Source organism: Allobosea sp. 05T438, from assembly GCF_056396025.1.
In genome coordinates, this window is sequence record NZ_JBFTKQ010000005.1 from 273,695 (window position 1) to 298,493 (window position 24,799).

Annotated in this window: 23 protein-coding genes; 4 read left to right on the plus strand and 19 right to left on the minus strand. The window is 67.3% G+C overall.

All coding sequences use genetic code 11. The annotated features are described in order from the left end of the window. The first annotated feature begins 230 nt into the window (after positions 1-230). Positions 231-2,594 carry a heavy metal translocating P-type ATPase gene (locus AC1DIN_RS13870; RefSeq protein ID WP_476810219.1) on the plus strand — a complete coding sequence of 788 codons (2,364 nt, stop codon included), beginning with the start codon at positions 231-233 and terminating at the stop codon, positions 2,592-2,594. Positions 2,595-2,656: 62 nt separating this feature from the next. Here the strand turns inward: AC1DIN_RS13870 and AC1DIN_RS13875 are convergent, their stop codons facing one another. Continuing rightward, on the minus strand, positions 2,657-2,998 hold the full coding sequence (locus AC1DIN_RS13875) for a hypothetical protein (RefSeq protein ID WP_476810220.1): 342 nt from the start codon (positions 2,996-2,998) through the stop codon (positions 2,657-2,659). A gap of 548 nt (positions 2,999-3,546) precedes the next feature. On the opposite strand from AC1DIN_RS13875, the gene AC1DIN_RS13880 reads away from it, so the two are divergent. Both AC1DIN_RS13880 and trmFO read left to right on the plus strand, forming a co-directional pair. Next, a complete protein-coding gene (locus tag AC1DIN_RS13880; protein ID WP_441470659.1) occupies positions 3,547-3,702 on the plus strand; it encodes a DUF1127 domain-containing protein in 156 nt (51 codons plus the stop codon). 181 nt (positions 3,703-3,883) lie between these two features. Then, positions 3,884-5,290: a methylenetetrahydrofolate--tRNA-(uracil(54)-C(5))-methyltransferase (FADH(2)-oxidizing) TrmFO gene (trmFO, locus tag AC1DIN_RS13885; RefSeq protein WP_476810221.1), complete on the plus strand. Its 1,407-nt coding sequence runs from the start codon at positions 3,884-3,886 to the stop codon at positions 5,288-5,290. A 245-nt stretch (positions 5,291-5,535) separates the two neighbouring features. On the opposite strand, the gene AC1DIN_RS13890 is transcribed toward trmFO, so the two are convergent. The 5 genes from AC1DIN_RS13890 to yajC form a co-directional block, all read right to left on the minus strand. Beyond that, the gene (locus AC1DIN_RS13890; protein ID WP_476810222.1) at positions 5,536-6,423 is read right to left on the minus strand and encodes a phytoene/squalene synthase family protein; all 888 of its coding nucleotides are present in this window, start codon (positions 6,421-6,423) and stop codon (positions 5,536-5,538) included. A 110-nt stretch (positions 6,424-6,533) separates the two neighbouring features. Then, on the minus strand, positions 6,534-6,911 hold the full coding sequence (locus tag AC1DIN_RS13895) for an Mth938-like domain-containing protein (protein WP_441470662.1): 378 nt from the start codon (positions 6,909-6,911) through the stop codon (positions 6,534-6,536). A gap of 8 nt (positions 6,912-6,919) precedes the next feature. Further along, positions 6,920-7,882 carry a protein translocase subunit SecF gene (secF, locus tag AC1DIN_RS13900; protein WP_476810275.1) on the minus strand — a complete coding sequence of 321 codons (963 nt, stop codon included), beginning with the start codon at positions 7,880-7,882 and terminating at the stop codon, positions 6,920-6,922. 33 nt (positions 7,883-7,915) lie between these two features. Next, positions 7,916-9,526: a protein translocase subunit SecD gene (gene secD, locus AC1DIN_RS13905; protein WP_441470663.1), complete on the minus strand. Its 1,611-nt coding sequence runs from the start codon at positions 9,524-9,526 to the stop codon at positions 7,916-7,918. Positions 9,527-9,614: 88 nt separating this feature from the next. After that, positions 9,615-9,890, minus strand: a complete 276-nt coding sequence (gene yajC, locus AC1DIN_RS13910; protein WP_441470748.1) for a preprotein translocase subunit YajC — start codon at positions 9,888-9,890, stop codon at positions 9,615-9,617. A gap of 324 nt (positions 9,891-10,214) precedes the next feature. On the opposite strand from yajC, the gene AC1DIN_RS13915 reads away from it, so the two are divergent. Beyond that, entirely contained in the window at positions 10,215-11,099 is an 885-nt protein-coding gene (locus AC1DIN_RS13915; protein WP_476810223.1) for an ATP-binding protein, read from the plus strand. A 199-nt stretch (positions 11,100-11,298) separates the two neighbouring features. Here the strand turns inward: AC1DIN_RS13915 and AC1DIN_RS13920 are convergent, their stop codons facing one another. The 13 genes from AC1DIN_RS13920 to AC1DIN_RS13980 form a co-directional block, all read right to left on the minus strand. After that, positions 11,299-12,687, minus strand: a complete 1,389-nt coding sequence (locus AC1DIN_RS13920; RefSeq protein ID WP_476810224.1) for a peptidoglycan DD-metalloendopeptidase family protein — start codon at positions 12,685-12,687, stop codon at positions 11,299-11,301. A 169-nt stretch (positions 12,688-12,856) separates the two neighbouring features. Continuing rightward, a complete protein-coding gene (locus tag AC1DIN_RS13925; protein ID WP_441470666.1) occupies positions 12,857-13,519 on the minus strand; it encodes a protein-L-isoaspartate O-methyltransferase family protein in 663 nt (220 codons plus the stop codon). Positions 13,520-13,538: 19 nt separating this feature from the next. Beyond that, the gene (gene surE, locus AC1DIN_RS13930; protein ID WP_476810225.1) at positions 13,539-14,300 is read right to left on the minus strand and encodes a 5'/3'-nucleotidase SurE; all 762 of its coding nucleotides are present in this window, start codon (positions 14,298-14,300) and stop codon (positions 13,539-13,541) included. Between the two features lies 1 nt (position 14,301). Then, positions 14,302-15,861 carry a serine--tRNA ligase gene (gene serS, locus AC1DIN_RS13935; protein WP_476810226.1) on the minus strand — a complete coding sequence of 520 codons (1,560 nt, stop codon included), beginning with the start codon at positions 15,859-15,861 and terminating at the stop codon, positions 14,302-14,304. Between the two features lie 144 nt (positions 15,862-16,005). Then, a complete protein-coding gene (gene tatC / locus AC1DIN_RS13940) occupies positions 16,006-16,809 on the minus strand; it encodes a twin-arginine translocase subunit TatC (protein WP_441470669.1) in 804 nt (267 codons plus the stop codon). After that, positions 16,806-17,507, minus strand: a complete 702-nt coding sequence (gene tatB, locus AC1DIN_RS13945) for a Sec-independent protein translocase protein TatB (protein ID WP_476810227.1) — start codon at positions 17,505-17,507, stop codon at positions 16,806-16,808. Before tatB ends, tatC begins: the two co-directional genes overlap by 4 nt. 99 nt (positions 17,508-17,606) lie before the next feature. Beyond that, complete coding sequence (locus AC1DIN_RS13950; RefSeq protein WP_441470671.1) at positions 17,607-17,852, minus strand: twin-arginine translocase TatA/TatE family subunit; 246 nt, start codon at positions 17,850-17,852, stop codon at positions 17,607-17,609. An 81-nt stretch (positions 17,853-17,933) separates the two neighbouring features. Beyond that, complete coding sequence (locus AC1DIN_RS13955) at positions 17,934-18,974, minus strand: ABC transporter ATP-binding protein (RefSeq protein WP_476810276.1); 1,041 nt, start codon at positions 18,972-18,974, stop codon at positions 17,934-17,936. 243 nt (positions 18,975-19,217) lie between these two features. Then, the gene (gene scpB / locus AC1DIN_RS13960) at positions 19,218-19,916 is read right to left on the minus strand and encodes an SMC-Scp complex subunit ScpB (protein ID WP_476810228.1); all 699 of its coding nucleotides are present in this window, start codon (positions 19,914-19,916) and stop codon (positions 19,218-19,220) included. Beyond that, positions 19,913-20,743 (minus strand): segregation and condensation protein A, encoded by an 831-nt coding sequence (locus tag AC1DIN_RS13965; RefSeq protein WP_441470673.1) that lies wholly within the window; start codon positions 20,741-20,743, stop codon positions 19,913-19,915. The genes scpB and AC1DIN_RS13965 overlap by 4 nt, the downstream gene beginning before the upstream one ends. A 46-nt stretch (positions 20,744-20,789) precedes the next feature. Then, on the minus strand, positions 20,790-21,800 hold the full coding sequence (nagZ, locus tag AC1DIN_RS13970; protein WP_476810229.1) for a beta-N-acetylhexosaminidase: 1,011 nt from the start codon (positions 21,798-21,800) through the stop codon (positions 20,790-20,792). Positions 21,801-21,917: 117 nt separating this feature from the next. Continuing rightward, a complete protein-coding gene (locus AC1DIN_RS13975; RefSeq protein ID WP_441470675.1) occupies positions 21,918-23,012 on the minus strand; it encodes a TRAP transporter substrate-binding protein in 1,095 nt (364 codons plus the stop codon). 182 nt (positions 23,013-23,194) lie between these two features. Next, positions 23,195-24,796: an SPOR domain-containing protein gene (locus AC1DIN_RS13980; protein ID WP_476810230.1), complete on the minus strand. Its 1,602-nt coding sequence runs from the start codon at positions 24,794-24,796 to the stop codon at positions 23,195-23,197. Between the last annotated feature and the right edge of the window lie 3 nt (positions 24,797-24,799).

The following is a 24,799-nucleotide window of genomic DNA, read 5'->3' on the forward strand; positions in this document are numbered from 1 at the left end:
CCTCCCGGTAGCGAACTATCCGGTTCTCTTCCCGAGCCCGTCAATCGCCTTGTGCATACTGCATGCAGACGCCGCGTGCATGACGGGAACCGCTTCATTTCCCGCGCTTCGGCTTCGTCATGGCGCCTTGTTCCGAGGGAGGCAGAGCCCGAAATTTTCCGCTTGAACCTGAAGTGGCTACAGCTTGTAGACAAGAGGTCCCGCAGCGAAGCCAGACGGAGACTCAAGATATGGCCGCCCCATCCCCAGCCGAAACCAAGACCCTGTCCTGGAAGGTCGGCGGCATGGATTGCGCGAGCTGCGCGACGAAAATCCGCGGCGCGGTCGAACGCCTTCCGGGCGTCAGCGACGTCAGGCTCTCGGTGATGTCGGAGACGCTGACGCTCTCGCTCGACGCGGACCAAACCACGCCAGAGGCGATCGAGAAGCGCGTCAGCGGCCTTGGCTACACCACCGCGGCGCTGGCGAAGGCTCCGGTGGAAAAGCCGACCGCGAAGGGCAGCTGCTGCGGCCACGACCATCATGATCATGACCATGGCGGGCACCAGCATGACCATGCCGGGCACGAGCATGGCGACACCTGCCGCCCTGGCCATGCGCACGACCATGACCATGGCCACGATCACGCCGGACACAAGCATGGCCCGAAGGCGGCCAAGGCAGCCGCGGCCAATGACCATGGCCACGGCCTCCCCGGCCATGTCCATGAAGTGACGCCCGATGGCGCCCGCTGGTACCAGACTGGCAAGGGCCGCCTCGTCATCGGCACAGGCCTGCTTCTCGGCGCCGCCTACGCAGCCCGCCTGCTCTGGGCAGATATCGGTCACTGGGCCTTCATCCTGGCCTGTATCGTCGGTGTCCTGCCGGTCGCGCGGCGTGCCTTGGCAGCCGCCCGCGCCGGCATTCCCTTCACCATCGAGATGCTGATGACGATCGCCGCCATCGGCGCGCTCTTCATCGGCGCAGCCGAGGAAGCGGCACTGGTCGTCTTCCTCTTCGCGGTCGGCGAAGTGCTGGAAGGCGTCGCGGCCGACCGCGCCCGCGCCTCGATCCGCGCGCTCGGCGACCTCGTCCCGAAGACCGCCATCATCGAGGAGAACGGCGCGACCCGTCAGGTCGATGCCGCGAGCCTGACTATCGGGCAGACCGTGCTGGTCCGCCCCGGCGACCGCATTCCAGCCGATGGCGAGATCACCGAGGGCACTTCCGGCATCGACGAAAGCCCGGTCACGGGCGAATCCGTGCCGAAGACCAAGGGCATCGGCGAGCCCGTCTTCGCCGGCTCGGTCAACCGCGAGGCCGCGCTGCGCGTACGCGTCGACAAGGCGGCCGAGGACAACACCATCGCCCGCATCATCCGCCTCGTCGAGGAGGCGCAGGAGGCGCGCGCGCCGACCGAGCGCTTCATCGACCGCTTCTCGCGCTGGTACATGCCGGCCATCGTCGGGCTTGCGCTGCTGGTCGCGTTCGTACCGCCGCTCGCGTTCGGGGCCGAATGGTCGGTCTGGATCTACCGGGCTCTGGCGCTGCTGCTGATCGGCTGCCCCTGCGCGCTGGTCATCTCGGTGCCGGCGGCGATCGCCGCCGCGCTTTCGGCCGGCGCCCGCCAGGGCCTGTTGATGAAGGGCGGCGTCGTCATCGAGACCGCCGCCAAGACCGGCCTCGTCGCCTTCGACAAAACCGGAACGCTGACTCAAGGCAAGCCGCGCGTCACCGACGTCGTCGCCCTCGCCGTCAGCGAAACGGAGGTCCTGGCGCTGGCCGCCGCCGTCGAGCACGGTTCCGCCCATCCGCTCGCCGAAGCCGTGCTCGAACGCGCCCGCGCCGACGGCATCGCCTATGCGCCAGCGGCCGAGGCCGCGGCCCTCGCGGGCCAGGGCGTCACGGGCAGCGTCGGCGGCCGTTCGATCTTCGTCGGTGCCCCGCGCCACGCGGAAAAGCGGGCTGCGTTCGACAAGCGGGCACGCCTTGCCGCCGAGGAGCTTGAAGCCGCCGGCAAGACCGTCGCTGCCGTGGTGGTCGACGGCGCGCTCGCCGGCTTCATCGCCTTGCGCGACGAGCCACGGGAGGATGCCGCCGCCGCCATCGCCGAGCTCAAGGCGATGGGCATCCGCTCGGCCATGCTCACCGGCGACAATGCCCGCACGGGCGCCGCAATCGCAGGCCAGCTCGGCATGGAGCACAAGGCCGAGTTGATGCCGGACGACAAGGTCACAGCGATCAAGGCTTTCGCTTCGCAAACCCCGGTGATGATGGTCGGTGACGGCATCAACGACGCGCCAGCCCTTGCGGCGGCCAGCATCGGCGTCGCCATGGGCTCAGGGACCGATGTCGCGCTGGAGACTGCCGATGGCGCGGTGCTGAAGAGCCGCGTCCGCGACGTTGCGGCGCTGATCCGGCTGGCGCGCGCGGCGATGGCCAACATCCGCGCCAACATCACGATCGCACTCGGACTGAAGGCCGTGTTCCTGGTCACCAGCGTGCTGGGCTACACCGGCCTCTGGGTCGCGATCCTCGCCGACACCGGCGCGACCGTCATCGTGACCGCCAACGCGCTGAGGCTGCTGCGCTTCGACGCAGGCAAGACCGGCTGACAACCGAAGCTGGATCGAACCTCGAACAACGGAGCCGGGCAGAAGGCCCGGCTTCAGCGCGTCTAGACTCTGATGTCGGCGAAGGCCCCGTTCCGGCGTTCGTTCTTCGCTTCCATCTGCCTGAGCATCTCTTCGCGGACCTTGGCCATCACGTCGGCCTTGGCCTTCGAATCGAGTTTGTTGAACTGCTCCTCGGTCATGCCGAGCTTGTCGAGGATCGCCTTCTGGACCCGCTCTTCCGGCGTCATCCGGGCGATCTTCAGGAATTCGGCCTCGGTCGAGGACGAGGAGGCCGCGGTGGAGGCGGTGAAATCCTGCTTCGAGTCGCCTTCCGCCGTCGGCTTGGTCGCATAGGTAGTGGGTAGATTGATCGGCCAGTTCGAGGTCGAGAACGAGACGGACATCGCGCGCTCCTTTCTGCTGGGCAGGGACACGCAATCTCCGGACCGCATCTGGAAATCAAGAATTTATCCGCGATTTCAATTCACTACCTGATCAGCAACGAGAAGAAGCGATTGCCGCGCCCAGCGAATCCGGCAATTTCTGCCCGGCAAACATCGCCTCCCGCCTAGATTAGACGGGCGATCGGCAACCGCCTCGGCCGCGCGGGCCGCAGCTCATTTTGCAACGCAAAATTGCCGCACCCGAACGGCGCTCGATTGAGCAAGTGCAATATGCCCACCAGATAGTCAGACGATACGGCGCCTGTCCCAGAATGACGCCACCGCCCAATTCATAGGCAGAGAATCAACCATATTTCGGCCACAACCCTTACCTGAGCGCAGGTCGACCTCACAAAAATGACCGGAAACTTAATTGGCCATGCGAAAAAAGCATAACAGAGCTGACCAGCAGCCACTGTTAGAGGCAATCGGCCTCCCTTATATGCACTGCACAACGAAATTATCGCTGTGGGCACCGCCCCGCTCCGGAATACGCAAGGAAAACCACCATGTTCGTCACGATGATCGCCGCCAAAATTCGAGCCTACCTCCGCTATCGCGAGACCGTTCGCGAGCTGTCCCGCCTGACCGACCGCGAGCTCGACGATCTCGGCCTGTCGCGCTCGGAGATCACCTTCATCGCCCGCTCGCACGCGTCGGCCTGAAGACCCTGATTTCGAACCGCCGCGCATCGGCGCGGTGCGTTCTGTGTAGTTTCTCCCGGGTTCGGGTTTCCCCTCCCCCCGAACTTGGTCGAAGAGCGAATGCCCGCCTCACGGCGGGCATTTTGCATTTCAGGCCTGCTTCTCGCTTGACCTCGAAGCCTGCTGCGGACACATCGCAGCCATGGAACCAGTACACATCATCGGCGGCGGTCTCGCCGGCTCCGAAGCCGCCTGGCAGATCGCCGAGGCCGGCGTCCCGGTCGTCATCCACGAGATGCGCCCCGTGCGCGGTACCGACGCGCACAAGACCGACGGGCTCGCCGAGCTCGTCTGCTCGAACTCCTTCCGCTCCGACGATTCGTCCAGCAACGCGGTCGGCCAGCTCCATTGGGAGATGCGCCGTCTCGGCTCGCTGATCATGGCCAAGGGCGATGCCCATCAGGTGCCGGCAGGCGGCGCGCTCGCGGTCGACCGCGACGGCTTCTCGCAGGCCGTCACCGCCGCGCTGGAGAGCCATCCGCTCGTCACCATCGACCGCGGCGAGATCGCCGGCCTGCCACCGGCCGAATGGGACAATGTCGTCATCGCCACCGGTCCTCTGACCTCGCCTGCCCTGGCGCAGGGCCTACAGTCGCTGACCGGCGAAGATTCGCTCGCCTTCTTCGACGCCATCGCGCCGATCGTCCATTTCGATTCGGTCGACATGGACAAGGCCTGGTTCCAGTCACGCTACGACAAGGCGGGGCCGGGAGGCACCGGCGCCGACTACATCAACTGCCCGCTCGACCGTGACCAGTACGAGGCCTTCATCGACGCGCTGCTCGCCGCCGAGAAGACCGAGTTCAAGGAGTGGGAGGGCACGCCCTATTTCGACGGCTGCCTGCCGATCGAGGTGATGGCCGAACGTGGCCGCGAGACCTTGCGCTGGGGCCCGATGAAGCCGGTCGGCCTCACCAACAAGCATAACCCGACCGTCAAGGCCTATGCCGTGGTGCAGCTGCGCCAGGACAATGCGCTCGGCACGCTGTTCAACATGACCGGCTTCCAGACGAAGCTGAAATATGGCGAGCAGGCCGCGATCTTCCGGATGATCCCGGGCCTGCAGAATGCCGAGTTCGCCCGGCTCGGCGGCATCCACCGCAACACCTATCTGAACTCCCCGAAGCTGCTCGACGGACACCTGCGGCTCAAGGCCGATCAGCGCCTGCGCTTCGCCGGCCAGATCACCGGTTGCGAGGGCTATGTCGAGAGTGCCGCCACCGGGCTCCTCGCCGGACGCATGGCCGCAGCCGAGCGGCTTGGCCGCGAGCTACCGCTGCCGCCTGCGACGACGGCTCTCGGCGCGCTGGTCAATCACATCACCGGCGGCCACATCGTCACCATCGACGAGGGGCCCCGCTCCTTCCAGCCGATGAACATCAATTTCGGGCTGTTCCCGCCGATCGAAGGCGTTGCGACGACCGGCCCCGACGGCAAGCGCCTGAAGGGCCCGGCCAAGAGCGTCGCCCGCAAGCAGGCGCTCACCGCGCGCGCAAAGGTCGAGATGGACGCCTGGACGAGCAGCGTCGAGGCGAAGGCGGCGGAGTAGAACACTCCGTCATTCCGGGACAGGCCGAAGGCCTGAGCCCGGAACCCGTCAACACGACGCCATTCCAGAGGCTCATGCTCGCCCTTGTGACGAGCATCCACGTCTGGTCGAGACAGGCCCGACCATGGCGGCAAACGGCGTGCTCATGGGTTCCGGGCCCTTCGCTGACGCGAAGCCCTGGAACGACGATATGCTTCCGCGTCGCGAGATGCTCGGTTTTGGCCCGAGCGCGACGGCGCTTGCTTCTAAGCTTTCCGCGCCGCCCGCCACAGGATCCACTGTCGGCGCCAGGCCGGCAGGGTGATGATGGTCCGGTACGGATCGTATCCCCTCGCCTCCATCCGCCGGAGATAGGGCTCCACCAGAGCCGCCGGCAGGAAGGCCGGCTTCAGCGTCGGCGGAATCGACTCGCCGAGGCTCGCGAGCTTCTTCAGGTGGTTGCGGGCGATCTCGCGCAGTTCCTTGAGCGTGTAGAGCACGCCCGGGCCGCCCCGCCCGCGCACGATGTCGTCACGCGTGACGCCGTTGCGGGAAAGGATGTCGGCCGGCAGGTAGACCTGCCCTTCGGCCGCATGCCACGGGAAAGCGCGCATCAGCCCGGTCAGCGCATAGGCGACGCCGGCATGGCCGCAGGCCGTCGCCCCGCCCGGATCGCGTCCGCCTGCCAGGATCAGGCAGGCGAGTCGGATCAAGGCGCTGGAGGTTTCGCCGGCATAGCCCTCCAGGTCGCGGAGAGAGGGCATCGGATCGTCGTAAAGGTCGAAGATCCGGGCATCGATCAATGCCGTCAGCGGCGCGATCGGCAGGCGGTAGCGCCGGACCGTGTCGAGCAGGGCCGCGGCCACGGGATGCGCCTGCGTCTCGCCGGCCGGCTGGCCTTCCAGCACGTCGCGCCACCATTGCAGCCTGACCTCGCCCGGCAGCGGCTCGCTGACCAGCGCCCTTACCCGTGCAATCTCGAGGCTGAAGGCATAGAGGGCGTAGAGCGCCGCCCGGCGGTCTTCGGAGGCGTAGAGACCGGCGATATAGCGATCCTGATCCTGCTCGCGCACGAGCGTCGCACAATGGGCATAAGCCTCCGGCAAGCGCGCCGGCGCGATATCCCTGCGATCATCAGTCTCGGTCTGCGGCATTGTCCCGCCTCGGCCCGCCAATCGTTAGGCCGCCCCTAATGTAGGGCACTCGCCCTGCCCCTGCTACGCGTCGCTCGCATGGCCGGCTTTCCAAACTGCCGGCAGGGTTCCTAGTCGATCGCGATCAACGCAGCGGCGACGCGTCGGTCCTCTGCGACGAGGATATTGTAGGTGCGGGCAGCCGCGCCTGTCGCCATACCCTCGACGGTGATCCCGGCCAGCCTCAGCGGATCACGCAGAACGGGCGGAATGAAGGCAATGTCGGCCCCTGTCCCAATCAACAGGAAGTCGATGCTCTCGGCCTCGTCCAGCACCGGCTGCAGGCTCTCGATCGTCACCTCGGAAAAGCGCGTCACCGGCCAGATGCGGATGCCCGCCGGCGTCGCGATAATCGAGCCCTTGTGGCTCATCTCCGCGAAGCGGAAACCGCCCGCCCCGATCGCATCGAGCGGGAAACGGCCGGGAACGAAGCCGTCGAAGCGCGGCATGAAGCCGCTCAGGCCTTCGCCTTGGCGGCCGACGAAGCCTTGGCGCGCGCCGCCTCCTGCGCCTCCTCGCGGGCGCCGGCCGAGCGGACATCCATATAGAGCAGCACCGGCGTCGAGATGAACATCGCCGAATAGGTGCAGATCACCACGCCGAAGAGCATCACGAGCGCGAAGCCCTCGATCGCGGTGCCGCCGAACAGCACCAGCGCCAGCAGCGACAGGAAGGTCGTCGTCGCCGTCATCGCCGTGCGCGACAGGGTCGAGTTGACCGACAGGTCGAGAAGCTCGGCAACCGGCATCGTCTTGTAGCGGCGCAGCAGCTCGCGGGTACGGTCGAACACCACGACGGTCTCGTTCAACGAGTAGCCGACGATGGTCAGGATCGCCGCGATCGAGGTCAGATTGAACTCGAGCTGGGTGATCAGGAAGAAGCCGATCGTGAGCACGATATCGTGCAGCGTGCCGAGGATCGCGCCGATCGCCAGCGGCATCTCGAAGCGGAACCAGAGATAGATCAGCACGCCGACGATCGCGAGCACGACGCCGAGCGTTCCCGCCTGCACCAACTCGCCCGAAACACGCGGGCCGACCGTCTCGACGCGGCGGAATTCATAGTTCGAGGCGAAGGCCTCCCGCGCCTTCACCACGACAGCCTGCTGAGCCGTCTCGCCGCCCGGCTGCATGCCGAAGCGCATCGAGACCTCGCCGCCCGTGCCGAATTCCTGCACCTCCGCTTCGCCGAAGCCGAGCCCGTTCGCGGTATGGCGGATCTGGCCGATGTCGACGGTGCCCGCCTTCGACTGCATCTCGATCAGCGTGCCGCCTTTGAAGTCAATGCCGAAATTCAGGCCGACCGTCAGGAACAGCACGATCACGAGGACCGAATAGGCAGCCGACAGCGGATAGCTGAAGCGACGGAACCAGACGAATTTGAAGCGGGTGTTATCGGGAACGATACGAAGCAGGCGCATGCGCATGGCCAATCTCCTGAAGGGTTGGCAGCGTCAGAACGGGAGGTGCTTGGGCTTGGCCCAGCGATACCAGAGCGCGATCAGCATCCGGGTCAGCGTCACCGCCGTGATGACGGTGGTGAGGATGCCCAGGATGAACACGACCGCGAAGCCACGCACCGGGCCGGAGCCGAGCGAGAACAGCGCCACCGCCGCGATCAGCATGGTGACGTTGGAATCGATGATCGTGGCGAAGGCGCGCTGGAAGCCGGCCTCGAGCGCCGAGACGAGGCTGCGGCCCTGATGCTCCTCCTCGCGCATGCGTTCATAGATCAGAACGTTGGAGTCGACCGCCGTGCCGATGGTCAGCACGATGCCGGCGATGCCGGGCAGCGTCATCGTCGCGCCGAGGAAGGACATCAGCCCGAAGATCAGGCCGACATGGACCAGCAGCGCGATGCTCGCGATCAGGCCGAAGATGCCGTAGGTCGCCAGCATGTAGATCACCACCATCACGGTCGCGATCAGGGTCGCCATCTTGCCGGCGCGGATCGAGTCGGCGCCGAGGCCGGGGCCGACGGTGCGTTCCTCGACGATGGTCATCTTGGCGGGCAGTGCGCCGGCGCGCAGCAGGATCGAGAGGTTGTTGACCTGCTCGACCGTGAAGTTGCCGGAGATCTGGCCCGAGCCACCCGTGATCGGCGACTGGATCACCGGCGAGGAGATCACCTTGTTGTCGAGCACGATCGCCAGCGGGCGGCCGAGATTCTCCGTGGTGATCTGGCCGAAACGCTGGGCGCCGCGGATGTTGAAGCGGAAGTTCACGATCGGCTGGCCGCTGCGCGAATCGAAGGCCGGCTGCGCGTCGATCAGGTCGGCGCCGTCGACGGATGGCTGGCGCAGCACCGGGACGGTCTGGCCGCCGGCATCCTGCGAGGGCAGCATGTCGACTTCGCTGCTGTTGGCGTCGCCGACGAGGCGGAACTCCAGCTTGGCCGTGTCGCCGAGGATCTGCTTCAGGCGCTGCGGATCCTGCAGGCCCGGCACCTGGACCAGGATGCGGTCGAGGCCCTGGCGCTGGATGTTCGGCTCGGTCGTGCCGAGCGCGTCGACGCGCCGGCGCAGAACTTCCATCGCCTGCTCGACGGCGCGGCGGATGCGCTCGTTCGAGCCGGCTTCCGTCACCGTCAGCTGGATCAGCCCGTCAGGCTGCTCGGCAATGGCGATCGACTGGTTGCCCGAAGGGCCGAAGGCGCCGAGCGTGCCGATCGGCTGGGCGAGCTCGCGCAGCTTCGGCAGCACGCGGGCGCGCTCGGCCGCATCCGGGACGCGCACTTGAACACCGCGCGTCGTGGTCTGGATGCCACCTTGAATGCTGATGCGCTCTTCGCGCAGGACGCGGCGGACGTCGTCGCGCAGCTGGGTCACCTGGCTGCGGACCAGCTCGGCCCGGTCGATCTCGAGCAGGACGTGCGAACCGCCCTGCAGGTCGAGGCCGAGCACCACCGCATGGATCGGCAGGAAGATGCGCGGAATCCAGGACGGCGCGTTCTCGGCAATGGACTTGCGCGTCTCCGGGGAGAACAGGTTCGGCACGGCGAGCCCGCAGCCGACGATCAGCACGAGCAGGACGAGAATGACCTTGCGGGCCTGGAGACGAAGCATCTGCGTGAACAGCCTTGTTGTCGTGCCTCAGATCACGTCGCATTCGGACGATTCCGTCCGAATGCGAAAACGCGATCGATTGTCAAAGTCAGCTTTTGACCGGCTCGCTCTTGGAGCGGACGTCCTGAATCATGCCGCGCACGATGCGCACGCGCACGCCATCGGCAATCTCGGCCTCCAGCTCGCCGTCGTCGACGACCTTCGACACCTTCGCGATCAGGCCGCCCGAGGTCACGATCGTGTCGCCGCGGCGGACGTTCTTGATCATCTCCTGATGGGTCTTCGCCCGCCGCTGCTGCGGCCGGATGATCAGGAACCACATGATAACGAAGATCAGCAGGAACGGCACGAGCTGGATCAGCATGTCGGCGCCGCCACCGGCTCCTGTCGCCTGGGCGAAAGCGGGGGTGATCACTGAAGGACTCCTCTCTAACGACGGCGCAGCAGGCCGCCGGCCGCAAGACGCGGCAAAAGCATCGCCCGGCCAAAATCGCGCGGACTATAGCCAGCAACGCCGTGAAATCAATCGGACATGCCCGGTCTCCCGGGCACGGCTCCTCACCTATGGGCTTGCTGCCATTCGCGCAATGCCCCTTGCGCTCGATCCACGACGCGGTTTAGCTAGCCACCGGAACCGTACCGGACGGTACGGTACGGTTCGACAGGATGAAATGAAGGCGCCAGTGCCATGACCACGACCGAGATCACCCCCGACCAGACCCTCGCGACGCTGCTGCGGATCGCCGATGCGCTCGAGCGCATCGCTCCGCCGCGGCACAAGCCGGCCGACCTCAAGGCCGCGGACGCCTTCGTCTGGCAGGCGGCAGGCTCGGAGCTGGTGCCGGTGCCGAAGGTCAACCGCGTGGCGCTTTCGCTGCTGCGCGGCGTCGACCGCGTCCGTGACACGCTGGCCGAGAACACCGAGCGCTTCGCCAAGGGCCTGCCGGCCAACAATGTGCTGCTCTGGGGCGCGCGCGGCATGGGCAAGTCCTCGCTGGTCAAGGCGGTGCATGCCGACACCAACCAGCATCTGCCCAAGGGCGCCCTGCCGCTTAAGCTGATCGAGATCCACCGCGAGGACATCGAGAGCCTCCCTGCCCTGATGAGCCAGCTGCGCAACGATCCGCACCGCGCCATCGTCTTCTGCGACGATCTGTCCTTCGACAGCGACGACACATCCTACAAATCGCTGAAGGCGGTGCTGGACGGCGGCGTCGAGGGCCGGCCGGAGAATGTCGTCTTCTACGCCACCTCGAATCGCCGCCACCTGCTGCCGCGCGACATGATGGACAATGAGCGTGCGACCTCGATCAACCCGGGCGAGGCGATCGAGGAGAAGGTCTCGCTCTCGGACCGCTTCGGCCTCTGGCTCGGCTTCCACAAATGCAGCCAGGACGAGTATCTGGAGATGATCAACGGCTATGCCGGCCATTTCGGGCTGGCGGTCGGCCCCGAGGAGTTGCGCCGCGACGCTCTGGAATGGGCGACGACGCGCGGCTCCCGCTCCGGCCGCACCGCCTGGCAGTACATTCAGGACCTTGCCGGCCGGCTGGGCAAGAAGCTGGAAGGATGAGGACACGTCATTCTCGGGCTTGACCCGGGAATCTCATGACCAGAAGGCACCGGCTTCCGAGATACTCGGTCAAGCGCGAGCAGGACGGCCTGGGGCAAACGAAAACGGGGCGGCCCTTCCTGGGGCCGCCCCGTCCTTTTTTCGATCGGGAGGGTCTCGCGAACCGATCGAAGGCTTAAATCTTGCGCCCGGGCCCGGCTCAGTTGTTGAGGTAGGGCGTCGGGTCGACCGGGCTCGAGCCCTTGCGCAGCTCGAAGTGGAGCTGCGGCGAGGAGACGTTGCCGCTCTGGCCCGAATTCGCCACCACCTGGCCGCGCTTGACGGTGTCGCCGCGCTTCACCTTGAGCTCGCCGTTGTGGGCGTAAGCCGAGACATAGCCGTTCGGGTGGCGGATCAGGACGAGGTTGCCGTAGCCCTTCAGCTCGCTGCCGGCATAGGCGACGGTGCCGCCCTCGGCCGCCTTGACCGGCGTGCCTTCCGGCACCGCGATGTTGATGCCCTCGTTGCCGCCCTTGCTGTAGCCGTTGATCACGCGGCCGCGGGCCGGCCAGCGAAAATCGGCCTTGTCACCCGAAGACGCCTCCTCTTCCTGCTTGGGCAGGCTGGCGGTGGTCTTCGGCTCGGATGCAGGCTCGGCCTTCGGGATCGCAGTCGGCTTCGGCAGTGCGGACGGCTTCGGCTCGGCGGCAGGCGCGTTCGCCACCACGACCGGCTTCGCCGGCTGCTGAGCAGGAGCGGCGGCTTTCACCGGCTGCTGGACGGGCGCGGGCTTCACATCGACGGCAGGCTTCGCGGCGGGCACGGCCGCCACGGTGGCGCCGACCTTGCGGGCATCGGCCTTGGCCTTGGCTTCGGCAGCGAAACGGGCACGGGATTCGCGCATGGCCTGAGCGTCTGCTGCGGCCTTCGCCTTGGCTTCCGCGGCAGCGTTCGCCTTGGCATCGGCAGCGGCCTTGGCCTGCGCCTTCGCATCGACAACCGGAGCGGGCTGACGGACCGGAGCCGGGCCGGCGACGAAGCGTTGCGAAGGAGCCGGAGCCGGAGCCGGCGCGGCCTGGGGCGCCGGCGCAGCAGCAGCAACCGAAGCGGGGGCGCCGCTCGCATTATAAACCGGGATCGTGATCCGTGTGCCCGGCGGCACGTTAGCGCTGCTTAGCCCGTTGGCGGACATGAGCGCCGCACGCGGCACGCCGTAGCGCGACGAGATCATGTCGAGGTTTTCGCCCTGCGCCATCACGACCGGCGTGCCGCCCTGCGCCGACCAGCCGGCGGCGCTGCCGGAAACGGCCTGCGGGGGCGCCGAGCTCAGCGCAACGGCAGACTGCGGCGGCGGCAGGGGCTGAGCCCGCACCACCGGGGCCGACGGAACCGGCTGCAGCGGCGCGCTGGCAGAGCGCCCGATCGAACCGGTGGTAGCCGGGTCACGAGCAGGCGCCGGGGCCTGTGCAGTCCTGAAGGGGTTGTCGAAAGGAGTCTCGGTGAAGCGCAGCGCATCCGAGGAGCAGGCGCTGACACCGACGGCAAGCAGGCACACCGTCGAAAGGCGACGGAGAGCGCGATGATTGATCGATCCGGCTTGGCTACGCATGAACAGAGTACTCGCGAACGACGCAACTCGATGACGGTCATTAAACTCCCGTTGAGGTTACGAAAGCGTTTCGCTGGCGAAGCCGTCTTCACTTTTTTGGATTTTCGCCGGCGGGCGCTGGCCCCCCCTTGCCATGTCACCGCGCGCCGCCGGTTGGTGCGGCCAGGCGTCAGAGCGCGCGCGAAATCCCGGGCACCAGCGGCGGCAGGCGCAGCACGGGCCCGGTCGCATGGTCGAACTGGTCATCGCCGAGGCGCGTGACCACCACCCGCCGCGCCACCCCCTCGATTCGCAGGGCGCCGACCAGCCGCCCGCCATTCGACAGCCGCATCAGCAGCGCCTCGGGCACCGTCTGTGTGACACCGTTGACGAGGATACGGTCGAAGCGGCCGAGCGTGCGATCGGGCTGGAAACCGTCCGCATGGCGCAGATCGATCAGTTGGCCGAAACCGCTGCCGCTGACCCGCTCATGCGCGGCGAGCGCCAGCGAACGATAACGCTCCAGTGAAACCACCTCGCCGCCGAGCGCCGCGAGCAGCGCCGAGACGTAGCCGGAGCCCGTGCCGACTTCGAGGACGCGCGCGCCGATTTGCATATCGAGCGCGCCGAGCAGATTGGCGACGGTATGCGGCGCGGTCATCGTCTGGCCGCAGGGCAGCGGCACCGAGACGTCCTCGCGCGCGAGATCGGCAAAGCGGGACGGCGCGAACCGATCGCGCGGCACCCGCTCCATCGCGCGCAGCAGCGGGAGGTCGCGCACCCCCCGCGCCCTCAGCGACAGCAGGAAGGCGACAGTGCGTTCGCCCTCGCTGGCCGGCGCCTCCTCGCTCATACCCCCTCCCCACCGCCTCTCAGGCGAAGACCTGCGCGAAGCGGGTCAGTGTCGGCTCATGGGTCAGGTCAAGTTCCAGCGGCGTGATCGAGATTCGGTTCTCGGCCATCGCGCGCAGATCGGTGCCGTTCGCCGGCTCCTTGCGGCTGCGCTGGAAGGCGATCCAGTAATACGGATTGCCGCGCCCATCCTTGCGGGGCTCGAGCTGGACAAGTTCCTGGTCGCGCCGGCCCTGCACCGTGACGGAGACGCCCTGCACCTCGGCCGGCCCCGCATTGGGGAAGTTGAGGTTGAAGAGCACGCCCTCGGGAATGCCCTCCTCCAGCAGCCGGCGGATGATGCCGGGCGCATGATGCTCGGCGCAATCCCAGCGGATATTGGTGCGGTCGCCCGGCGTATAGGCCTGACTGACGGCGATCGACGGGATGCCGAGCAGCGTGCCCTCCATCGCCGCCGCGATGGTGCCGGAATAGGTCACGTCCTCCGCGACGTTGGAGCCGCGGTTGACGCCCGAGAGCACGAGATCGGGCTTGGCCTCGGCCAGGATCGAGCGAACGGCCATGATGACGCAGTCGGTCGGCGTACCCGCCACGGCAAAGCGCCTCTCGCTGATCTGGCGGAGTCTCAACGGGTTCGACAGCGACAGGGAATGGGCGACGCCGGACTGGTCGCTCTCCGGCGCCACGACCCAGACGTCGTCCGAAAGCTGGCGCGCGATCCGCTCCAGCACCTCGAGCCCTTCGGCATGGATGCCGTCGTCGTTGGTTACCAGGATACGCATGTCAGGCCGCCTTCTCGATCTTCGTCACGCCGCGCATATAGGGCACCAGCACCTCCGGCACGGTGATCGAGCCATCGGCGTTCTGGTAGTTCTCCATCACCGCGATCAGCGCGCGGCCGACGGCCGTGCCCGAGCCGTTGAGCGTGTGCACGAAGAACGGGCCCTTGCCGTCCCTGGTCTTGTAGCGGGCATTCATGCGCCGCGCCTGGAAATCGCCGCAGACCGAGCAGGACGAGATCTCGCGATAGGCCTTCTGCCCGGGCAGCCAGACCTCGATGTCCCAGGTCTTCTGCGAGGCGAAGCCCATATCGCCGGTGCACAGCGTCATCACGCGATAATGCAGGTCGAGCTTCTTCAGCACGTTCTCGGCGCAGGCGAGCATGCGCTCATGCTCCTCGCGCGACTTTTCGGGGGCCGTGATCGAGACGAGCTCGACCTTCTCGAACTGGTGCTGGCGCAGCATGCCGCGCGTGTCGCGGCCGGCAGAGCCGGCCTCGGCCCGGAAGCAAGGCGTGAGCGCGCTGAATCGAAGCGGCAGCTCCTCCTCGGAAAGGATTGATTCCCTTGCCAGATTGGTCAGCGGAACCTCGGCGGTCGGGATCAGCCAATGTCCGCCGCCGAAGGCCTCGCCCCATTGCTCGGCACGGGCCTGCCCATGGCGCGCGACGGCAAGGTCGCGACGCTGCTTCTCGAAGAACGCCGTGATCTGCTGGCGTTCTTCCGCAGAGACCTTGTCGTCGTAGAGCGCCTGCATCACCGAGTTGAAGGTCGCCTGCTCCAGCTTGCCCTCCTCGGAAGCCCCGCTTTCCGCCAGCGACTCCCAGAGTTCGGCGGCTCGGCCATGGTCCTTCAGATGCTCCGGCATCTCGAAGGCGACGGCACGGAACTGGTCGCCCGCGAATTTCGGCAGCTGCGCCGTGCCGAACATTGCATCGTCGCGCACCAGCAGCGGCGGGTTCACCTCGGTATAGCCATGCTCCTCGGTGTGCGTATCGAGCATGAACTGCCCGATCGCCCGCGAGAGCCGCGCGATCTGCTTCTCAAGCACGACGAAACGCGAGCCCGAGAGCTTCGCGGCCTTCTCGAAATCCATCTGGCCGAGCGCTTCGCCGAGCTCGAAATGCTGCTTCGGGTCGTTGACACCCCTGAGCAGCCCGCGCTCCTCCGGCTTCACCCCATGGACATGCGACACGACGTTGTCGTGCTCGTCGGCACCATCGGGCACGTCGTCGAAGGGTACGTTCGGGATGGCGGCGAGCTTCTCGTCCAGCGCCTCCTTGGCGGCCTTCTCCTCGGCCTCCAGTGCCGGCTGCGCTTCCTTCAGCGCCGCGACCTCGGCCTTCAGCTTCTCGGCGAGCGCGACATCCTTCGCGCCCATCGCCTTGCCGATCTCCTTGGAAAGCGCGTTGCGGCGCTCCTGCACGCCCTGAGCCTTGGCGATGGCGGAGCGACGGACATCATCGAGCGCGAGCAACGACGACGACAGCGGCTCCAGGCCCCGTCGCGTCAAGCCTCCATCGAACGCCGCGGCGTTCTCGCGAATCCATCTGATGTCGTACATCGTCGTCCGGCCGTGCATCGCTGCGGAATGCAGCGCAGGATGCTCTAGACCGGGACGACGCGTGAGGGAACAGGGTTCCTCGCCTCAACGCCCCGTCATTCCGGGCGAAACGCCGGAATGACGTAAGACGTTGCGCAAAAGGCCCTACTCGGCAGCCTCTTCAGCCGCCTCTTGTTTCTTCTCGACGCGGCGGACCGAGAAGATCGAGAGCTCGTAGAGCAGCAGCATCGGCACGGCCAGCATCAGCTGCGAGATCACGTCCGGCGGGGTCAGCACCGCCGCGACGACGAAGACGAAGACGATGGCGTAGCGGCGCTTGTCCTTGAGGAACTGCGAATCGATGATGCCTGCCTGCCCCAGCAGCGTCAGGATCACCGGCAGCTGGAAGGCGACGCCGAAAGCGAAGATCAGGGTCATGATCAGCGAGAGATATTCGCTGACCTTGGGCAGGAGCGCTATACCGGCCTGCGTCTCGGTCGCTGCCTGCTGCATGCCGAGCGAGAATTTCATCAGCACCGGCATGGCGAAGAAAAACACCAGCGCCGCGCCGAGCGTGAAGAACACCGGCGTCGCCACGAGATAGGGCGCAAAGGCCGCCTTCTCGTTCTTGTAGAGGCCGGGCGCCACGAATTTGTAGATCTGCGTCGCGATCACCGGGAAGGCGAAGAAGCCCGCGCCGAAGGCGGCCACCTTGATGTGCGTGAACAGCAGCTCGAGCGGGCCGGTATAGATCAGTTGCGCATTGGCTGCACTGCCGGCCGCCCAGACATAGGGCAGCACCAGCAGGTTGTAGATCTGCGTCGAGAAACCGAAGCAGATGAAGAACATGATGAGGAAGGCGATCAGCGACTTGATCAGCCGCGAGCGCAGCTCGATCAGATGCTCGATGAGCGGCGCGCGCGAGGCCTCGATCTCATCGTCGCCCTCGCGAGGATTGGCGACGCTCATGCGGAAGTCTCCTCACCCTTGGCGGTATCGGCCTTGGGCTTGCGCTTGCGGGTGGGCTTCGGCGCGCCCTGCGTCGCCTCGCTCGAAGTGGCCTCCGGGGCGGGCGCTTCAGGCTCCTCCGGTGCATCCGCCGCGACCTTGGTTCGGCGCGAGCGTGCCGGCTTCGCCTTCTCGGCAGTCTCGCTCATCTCGGCAGCGGGTGCGGCTTCGGCAGCCGGGGCGCTATCGGCCACCCGCTCGTCCTGAGCCTTCGCCTTGCGCGTCCGCTTCGGCTTGGCGGCCGGAACAGGCTCGTCGGCGGGCGTCGGCGTCTCGGCGGCGATGTCGACCGGCGGCAACTCCGGCATCGGCAGCGCAGCAAGCTTCGCCTCGGCCTCCTTCAGCGCCGCGTCATCGGGCGCAGCGGTCTCGCCCGCGCTCGACGCCGAAAAATCCTTCGGCTCCTCGATCGGCTTATAGTCGCTGTTGAGCGCGCTCGACACCGACCCGCCGACATCCTCGACCTGTTTCTTGAGGTCGGCGAGTTCGGCCTCGCGCATCGCCTCGTTGAACTGCCCCTGGAATTCGGTCGCCATGCGGCGAATACGGCCGACCGTCTGGCCGACCGTGCGCAGGGCTTTGGGCAGATCCTTGGGGCCGATCACCACCAGCGCCACCGCGCCGATCAGCACCATCTCGCTCCAGGCGATGTCGAACATCGACGGCTCGTCCTCCCGGCGCGCCTCCGTTCGGCCGTCAAGGCCGAGGGATCAGAACGCGCGCATCACCAAAACCGCGTCCAGCGGACGCAAGCCGCATCAGCCCTTGTGCTCGGCCTTGGCCTGAGCCTGCGCAGCCGTGTTGCTGGCCTGGGTATGGTCGATCACCTTGGGGTCGACATTCGTCGCGCTCGGCGTCGGCTCATCGTCCTCCGCCATCCCCTTCTTGAACGATTTGATGCCCTTGGCGACATCGCCCATCAACTCGGACACCTTGCCGCGCCCGAACAGCAGCATCACGATGACGCCGACGACGATCCAATGCCAAATGCTCACGCCACCCATGGCGAAACTCCTCCGAAATTGCCTCGACCGGGGGAAATCCCCAACCCAATCCCTGCCCGGTCGATCGCTCGGCGGCGGAACCTATTGATCTGCCGCCGGAAACACAAGGACTTCGTCGGACGGAATCTCAACGCCGACCTCGTGGCCCACCGCGATCTCATCCGACAGCGCCGCCCGCACCGAGAGCGCACGGTCGAACCCCTCCACGGCGATCAGCAGATGATCGACCTCGCCGAGGAAGCGCCGCGCGACGAGCCGCCCGGGCAGGTAGTAGCCCTTAGGCACAATCCGCACCCGATGTGGCCGGATGCAGGCGATCGCCTCGCTTCCCTCCGGCAGCCCCGGCGCCGCGAAGCGCCCCAGCGGCGTATCGATCGCGCCTCCCGAGACGCGACCTTCGACCTCGGTAAAATCGCAGAAAAATCGGGCGGCAAAGAGGCTGGCGGGCTTCCGATAGAGTTCCTCGCCCGTGCCGATCTGGACGATGCGCCCGGCCCGCATCAGCACGATGCGGTCGGCGATCCGCATCGCATCCTCCGGATCATGCGTCACGATGATCGAGGTAGCACCGGTTTCCTCCAGCAGCGCCGCGGTTTCGTCGCGCACCACGTCGCGCAGCCGCCGGTCGAGATTGGAGAAGGGCTCGTCCATCAGGAGCACGCCGGGACGCGGCGCGATGGCACGCGCCAGCGCCACGCGCTGCTGCTCGCCGCCGGAGAGCATATGCGGAAAGGCCCCGTAGAAATCGGCAAGGCCGACGCGCGCGAGCGCCCTGAGCGCGGTCGCCTCCGCCGATGCGGCGCTCTGCCCGCGCAGGCCGAAGCAGACATTCTCGCCGACGGTCAGATGCGGGAACAGCGCGTAGTCCTGGAAGACGAAGCCGACACCGCGATGCTCCGGCTCGACGAACCGGCCGGGCGCCGAAACGTCGCGCCCCTCCAGCAGCACCCGTCCGGCGCTCGGCCGTTCGACACCCGCGGCGAGCCTCAGCAGCGTCGTCTTGCCGCAGCCCGATTGGCCGAGCAGCGCAACGATCTCGCCCGGATTGACCGCCAGCGAGAGATCGGACAGCGCCGTCACCTCCCCGAAACGCTGCGTGACGCCCTCGAAGCCGAGCGCCATCGGAATCGCCGCGCCGGCTGTCCCGCGCCGGCCCCAGCCGAGCCAACCCGCCTTGATCTCGCTGCGTGCCAACCTCGTCTCACCTCTTCACAAACTCGCCGTCATCCCGGACAAGCCGCGAAGCGGCGCCGATCCGGGATCCATGCCAGAGCGTTTCCGGCATGAGGTTCAGGCATGGATCCCGGGTCTCCGCTTCGCTCCGCCCGGGATGACGCGGGGCAATCGCCGCGCGAATAGCTGCCCTCACCCCTGTTGCGGCCCGCCCTCGCCGTCGTCAAGCGGGCCGAACAGGTCGCCGAGCGGGTCCTCGTCGTCGCGCAGGCCCGGATCATCGTCGGGAACCGGCACCTGCAGGTCGCGTGTCAGGCGCCCCTCGATGAAGCCGGTTCCCTTCAACTCCTCCAGGCCCGGCAGGTCGTCGATCCGGTCGAGGCCGAAATGGTCGAGGAAGCCGGGCGTCGTGCCGTAGGTCACAGGACGCCCCGGCGAGCGCCGCCGCCCGCGCAGGCGGACCCAGCCGGCCTCCAGCAGAATGTCGAGCGTGCCCTTGGCGGTGGCGACGCCGCGGATCTCCTCGATCTCGGCCCGCGTCACCGGCTGGTGATAGGCGATGATCGAGAGAACCTCGAGCGCGGCGCGCGACAATTTGCGCGGCGGCTCGGCCTCCGCCGCGAGCAGATATCCGAGGTCCGGCGCCGTTCGGAAGGCCCAGCCGCCCGCGACCTGGCGCAGGTTGACGCCGCGCGTGGCATAGCTCTCCACAAGCCGGGCCAGCACCTGCTCGACCGCGATGCCGGCCGGGATCGCACGGCCCAGTGCTTCTGCCGACAAGGGCACGGGCGAAGCGAAGAGCAGCGCCTCCACAATGCGCTGTGCCTGGGCGAAAGCTTCGACGCCGCCGCCATCCTCGGCGTCCAGGGTGTCGACCGGCGCGGCGGTCATGACGCATCCTTGCCGGCGAAGGGCAAAATCCGCGGGCGCGCCGAACGACGGCGCAGCTCGATCGGCGCGAAAGCCTCGTCCTGCCGCAGGTCGAGGACCCCTTCCCTGACCATTTCGAGCATGGCCGACAGGGCCGAGGCCCTGACCGTCGCCTGCATCTCCCGCGCCGGCAGGCCATGAGACGTCATGTACTGCGTCAGATAGCTGTCCAGTTCGGTCCAGTCACCGGCCTCGCCGACCAGTCGCTGCAAGGCCTCGCGGGCCTCGACCAGCGACCAGACGACGCGATGGCCGACCGAGATATGCCCCTGCACCCGCTTCTGCCGCTGCTGCGCATAGGCCGCGAGCAGATCGTAGAGCTCGGCTTCCCAGACAGGCCGGGCGCCTGCGACGATCTCCTCCGGTGCGCCGCGAGCGAAGACGTCCTGGCCCAGTCGCTCGCGCGCGGCGAGCTTGCGCGCTGCGGCGCGGATCGCTTCCAGCCGGCGCAGGCGGAGCGCCAGCGCCGTGGCGAGATCGGCCGCGCTCGGCTCCTCGCCCTTGGGCGGTTCGGGCAGCAGCAGCCGCGATTTCAGATAGGCGAGCCAAGCCGCCATCACGAGATAATCGGCCGCGAGTTCCAGCCTGAGCGCCCGCGCCTGCTCGACAAAGGTGAGATACTGCTCGGCGAGCGCCAGGATCGAGATGCGATGCAGATCGACCTTCTGGCGGCGTGCGAGATCGAGCAACAGGTCGAGAGGCCCCTCATAGCCGTCGACATCGACGACGAGCGACGGCTCGCCTTCACGGCGCGCGGCGTCCTCCTCGAATGGCAACTCGGCCGTCATCTGAGGCCCTGCCCCGCTGTCATCCCCGAGGTGCAGATTTGGCTGTTCAGGCGCTCAACGCAAGCGCGGCCGCCAGTTCCGCGCGCGCAGCCCCGAGATCGATCGGCTCCGGCTCGTGCCGGATGCGGCCGAGCGCAGCCGCGGCGCGGCGGGCGCGGGCCCCGGTCATCTCCGGCACCGTGCCGGCGATGGCGACCATCTCTTCCATGATGCCGTGGCAGTGCAGGATCACGTCGACGCCCGCGCGAATCGCGGCGCGGGCCTTGGCCTCGAAGGAGCCGGAGAGCGCTTTCATCGAAATATCATCGGTCATGATGAGCCCGTCGAAGCCGATCTCGCCGCGCATGATCTCGCGCACGATCTTCCGCGAGACCGTCGCCGGATGCTTCGGATCGAGCGCCGTGAACACGACATGTGCCGTCATCGCGAGCGGCATGTCGGCGAGGTGCCGGAACGGGCGGAAATCATGCGCCCGCAGCTCGTCGAGCGATGCGTCGACGACGGGCAGGTTGTGATGGCTGTCGGCCCGCGCCCGGCCATGGCCGGGCATATGCTTGACGACCGGAAGCAYGCCGCCAGCGATCAGCCCTTCCGCCGCGGCCCGGCCGAGCCGCGCCACCTGATCGGGATCATGGGCATAGGCGCGGTCGCCGATCACATCGTGACTGCCGGCGACTGGCACGTCGAGCACCGGCAGGCAGTCGACATCGATGCCGACGCTCTTCAGGTCATGCGCCATCAGCCGCGCCGAGAGCCGGACGATCTCGCGCTGGCGGACGGAATCGTTGATGGCGAGGAAAGCGCGCGCCGAGGGATATTTCGGCCAGTTCGGCGGCCCCATGCGCTGGACGCGCCCGCCCTCCTGATCGATCAGGATCGGCGCATGCCAGCCGACGGTCTCGCGCATCTCGGCCGTCAATGCCGCAACCTGCTCGGGCGTCTGCGTGTTGCGCTTGAAGAGGATGAAGCCCCAGGGGCGGGCATCCCGGAAGAAGGCCCGCTCATCCGCGGTGAGACTCGTGCCGAGGCAACCGGCTATGAAGGCGCGCGATGTCATGGCACCGGGTTACGGCATCGGCCCGAAAAGTGGAATGCGGTTTTCGGGCAATGCCGATGCGAGAATGCAGAAAGCGGCGCGGGCGCGGTCAAGAACGATCCGCGCCCGCGTGCAAACTCACTTCACCTGCTGGTAGTTCTGCGCGTTGAACGCGTCGAACGGCAGCTCGGCGATGCGGAACCAGAGCTGCTCCTTCTTCCAGTACGGCAGGAAGGAATCGTAGAAGGTCTTGAAGTTGGGATTGCTGGCGGCGAGCTCGCCATACATGGCGAAGGCTTCCTTGAACGCGGCCGCCATCACCTCCTGCGGGAAGGGCCGCAGCTCGGCGCCGGTACCGGCGAGGCGAATCAGCGCATCGGGATTGTTGTGGTCGTACTTCGCGACGCAGAGCGCATTGGCCTCGGCGCAGGCCGCTTCCACGATCGCCTTGTAGGACGCCGGCAGTTCGTTCCACTTGTCCTGGTTGGCGAGGAAGCTGACATTGGCGTTCCCTTCCCAGAATCCCGGATAGTAATAGTACTTGGCGACCTTCACGAAGCCGAGCTTCTCGTCGTCATAGGGGCCGGAGAACTCGACGGCATCGAGCGTGCCGCGCTCCAGCGCCGGGTAGATGTCAGCGCCGCCGATCGTCTGCGGCACGACGCCGAGGCGCGCCATGATGCGCCCGCCAAGGCCGGCGATGCGGAACTTCAGCCCCTTCAGATCCTCCAGCGACTTGATCTCCTTGCGGAACCAGCCGCCCATCTGCGCACCGGTGTTGCCGGACGGGATGGTGTAGATGTTGTAGTTCTTCATGAAGGCGCGGCAGAGTTCCAGCCCGCCGCCCTGATAGAGCCAGGCATTCTGCTGGCGGGTGTTGAAGCCGAAGGGCAGCGAGGTCTCGAAAGCGAAGGCGGGATCCTTGCCGATATAAAAGCTCGCCAGCGTGTGGCTGCACTCGACGGTGCCGTTCTGCACGGCGTCGAGAGCCTGCAGGGCCGGCACGATCTCGCCGGGCGCAAAGACCTGAATCTGGAAATTGTTGTCGGTCGCCTCGGCGACGCGCTTCGCGACATGGGTCGAGATACCGTAGAGCGTATCCAGGCTCTTCGGATAGCTCGAGGTCAGCCGCCAGTTGATCTTGGGCTGCGACTGCGCGATGGCGGGCGCAGCGATGGCCGCGCTGCCGGCAGCGCCCGCGCCTGCGACCTTGACGAAATGACGGCGATCCATGGGGTAACCTCCAGCTAGCAACGGCCGCCGTGATGGTCGAGGCAGCCTTCTGTTGTTGGCAGGCTACTCGCACGGTCGAAGCGGCGAAACAAGCGCACCCCCCCCCGCCATGCGCCGGTCTCAAAGCAGAACGGCGGCACCCTGCGGATGCCGCCGCCCGATTTTCAACCTGTTCTGCGCGCTCAGTTCTTCGAGATGAAGCACTGCCCGCCAGCCGCCTGGAGCGCCGAGCACATCGTCGACGCATCCTCGCGGGAATAGGGTCCGACGCGCAGGCGATAGACGGTCTTTCCGCCCGCCAGCTCCGTCTTGCGGACGATCGGCGACTGACCGCCGAGCTGCTGCGGATATTTCCGCTGCAGAGCGGCGAAGGTGGCGCGGGCCTCGGACTCGCTGCCCGGTGCGCCGAGCTGCACCACGAAATCGCCGGTGCCGGCGCGTACCGCGGCCGTTGCCGGTGCGGCATCGGGGGCGGCGGACGCTGGAGCGCTGGCGAGACGGGTCGGAGCCGCCGGCGTGGTCGCGGCAGGTGGGGTCGTCGCGCGCTCCTGAACCTTGGGAGCGGCAGGAGCGGGAGCCCCGGCGGCCGACCGCTGCGGCGAGGGCTGGGCGCTCGCCGTGGCACTACCGAGCGAGCGGCTCGGGGCCGAGCCCGTCGCGATCGGCTGATTGCTGTCGATGCCGGCCGGAACCGGCGTTCCGTCGGGACGAATCGCAACCGTACGGACCTTGCGCGGCTCGCCGAGCCCCGGCACAGGCGGCATCGGGGTCAGGCCAGGCTCGGCCGGCGTGATGCTGCGTTCCGGTGCGCTCGGCGCGGCAGCCAAGGCCGACCCGGCACCGGGCCCCGGCATGACGACGCGGGGCGGCATCGAGCGGGCAGCCTGCTGCACGTCGACCGGCTGCTCCTCGTTGTTGACCAGCTTGCTCTGGCCCTGCGGAGCCTCGGCATTGCGCTCGTAGATCTGCTTGTTCTGGTTCGGGATCTCGGCGCCGCCCGGATTGGCGGGCTCGACCTTGACCGGGCCGCGATCGGCCGTGATCATCGGCGGCTGGCCGTCCTTGGTCGCAGGGCCGCCGCGCAGAGCGAAGGTCGCACCGACGCCGATGAGGCCGACGGCAATGACCGCTGCGGCCGCCCAGAGCCCTTTGCGCGAACGGCGCGGCTCCAGATCCGGCAAATCGTCCTCGGCATATTCGTGGACCGGAGCGCCGTGCTGGGCTTGCCCATAGGAATGCTGGGCCTGCGCGTAGGAATATTGCGCAGGCTCCTCGTCATAGGCCGCCGGCATCGCATGGGCACCGACCTCCTCGTCGAGGTCGCGGGCCGGAACGCCTCCCCGCATCGGCGCGGGCTGGGTGTAGGGCAGCGGTTCGGGCACGTCGTAATCGTGGTGCTGAGGCTCGGCACGGATCTGCTGCGGCACGACCGGAGCTACGGGAGCCGGCGCCTGCCGTCTCGGCTCGGCCTGCCGCAACAGCGCCTCGAATTCATCGAGCGCACCACGCAGTTCCGCCGGCGGCGCAGCCTGCACGGGCACGGCTGGCGCAGGAGCCGGCGGCACCACCTCGAAGCTCGGCTCCTGCCGGGAACCCGGCCGCGGGGCCGGCGCGCGACGCTCGGCAAAGATATCCTTCAGCGGATCGTCCTGTCCGACGATGCGGGTCAGCTCCGCCAGCGGATCAGGCGCATGGCCGGCGCGCGGCGCCTGCCCCGCCCCGCGAAGCTGGCGCTCGAGATCTTCAAGATCGAGCGCGAAACGATTCCTAGCGGGCTCACTCATGGT

Bases quoted from the DNA above. Each gene is read 5' to 3' on its own strand.
- AC1DIN_RS13895 (WP_441470662.1), bottom strand. From the start codon at position 6,911: ATGCCGCGCTTCGACGGCTTCGTTCCCGGCCGTTTCCCGCTCGATGCG.
- trmFO (WP_476810221.1), top strand. From the start codon at position 3,884: ATGGAACCAGTACACATCATCGGCGGCGGTCTCGCCGGCTCCGAAGCC.
- AC1DIN_RS13975 (WP_441470675.1), bottom strand. From the start codon at position 23,012: ATGGATCGCCGTCATTTCGTCAAGGTCGCAGGCGCGGGCGCTGCCGGC.
- AC1DIN_RS13965 (WP_441470673.1), bottom strand. From the start codon at position 20,743: ATGACGGCCGAGTTGCCATTCGAGGAGGACGCCGCGCGCCGTGAAGGC.
- secF (WP_476810275.1), bottom strand. From the start codon at position 7,882: ATGCGCCTGCTTCGTATCGTTCCCGATAACACCCGCTTCAAATTCGTC.
- AC1DIN_RS13870 (WP_476810219.1), top strand. From the start codon at position 231: ATGGCCGCCCCATCCCCAGCCGAAACCAAGACCCTGTCCTGGAAGGTC.
- surE (WP_476810225.1), bottom strand. From the start codon at position 14,300: ATGCGTATCCTGGTAACCAACGACGACGGCATCCATGCCGAAGGGCTC.
- serS (WP_476810226.1), bottom strand. From the start codon at position 15,861: ATGTACGACATCAGATGGATTCGCGAGAACGCCGCGGCGTTCGATGGA.
- AC1DIN_RS13925 (WP_441470666.1), bottom strand. From the start codon at position 13,519: ATGAGCGAGGAGGCGCCGGCCAGCGAGGGCGAACGCACTGTCGCCTTC.
- AC1DIN_RS13890 (WP_476810222.1), bottom strand. From the start codon at position 6,423: ATGCCGCAGACCGAGACTGATGATCGCAGGGATATCGCGCCGGCGCGC.
- AC1DIN_RS13875 (WP_476810220.1), bottom strand. From the start codon at position 2,998: ATGTCCGTCTCGTTCTCGACCTCGAACTGGCCGATCAATCTACCCACT.
- AC1DIN_RS13955 (WP_476810276.1), bottom strand. From the start codon at position 18,974: ATGGCGCTCGGCTTCGAGGGCGTCACGCAGCGTTTCGGGGAGGTGACG.
- scpB (WP_476810228.1), bottom strand. From the start codon at position 19,916: ATGACCGCCGCGCCGGTCGACACCCTGGACGCCGAGGATGGCGGCGGC.
- AC1DIN_RS13915 (WP_476810223.1), top strand. From the start codon at position 10,215: ATGACCACGACCGAGATCACCCCCGACCAGACCCTCGCGACGCTGCTG.
- AC1DIN_RS13880 (WP_441470659.1), top strand. From the start codon at position 3,547: ATGTTCGTCACGATGATCGCCGCCAAAATTCGAGCCTACCTCCGCTAT.
- AC1DIN_RS13980 (WP_476810230.1), bottom strand. From the start codon at position 24,796: ATGAGTGAGCCCGCTAGGAATCGTTTCGCGCTCGATCTTGAAGATCTC.
- tatB (WP_476810227.1), bottom strand. From the start codon at position 17,507: ATGTTCGACATCGCCTGGAGCGAGATGGTGCTGATCGGCGCGGTGGCG.
- tatC (WP_441470669.1), bottom strand. From the start codon at position 16,809: ATGAGCGTCGCCAATCCTCGCGAGGGCGACGATGAGATCGAGGCCTCG.
- secD (WP_441470663.1), bottom strand. From the start codon at position 9,526: ATGCTTCGTCTCCAGGCCCGCAAGGTCATTCTCGTCCTGCTCGTGCTG.
- AC1DIN_RS13920 (WP_476810224.1), bottom strand. From the start codon at position 12,687: ATGCGTAGCCAAGCCGGATCGATCAATCATCGCGCTCTCCGTCGCCTT.
- yajC (WP_441470748.1), bottom strand. From the start codon at position 9,890: ATGCTGATCCAGCTCGTGCCGTTCCTGCTGATCTTCGTTATCATGTGG.
- AC1DIN_RS13950 (WP_441470671.1), bottom strand. From the start codon at position 17,852: ATGGGTGGCGTGAGCATTTGGCATTGGATCGTCGTCGGCGTCATCGTG.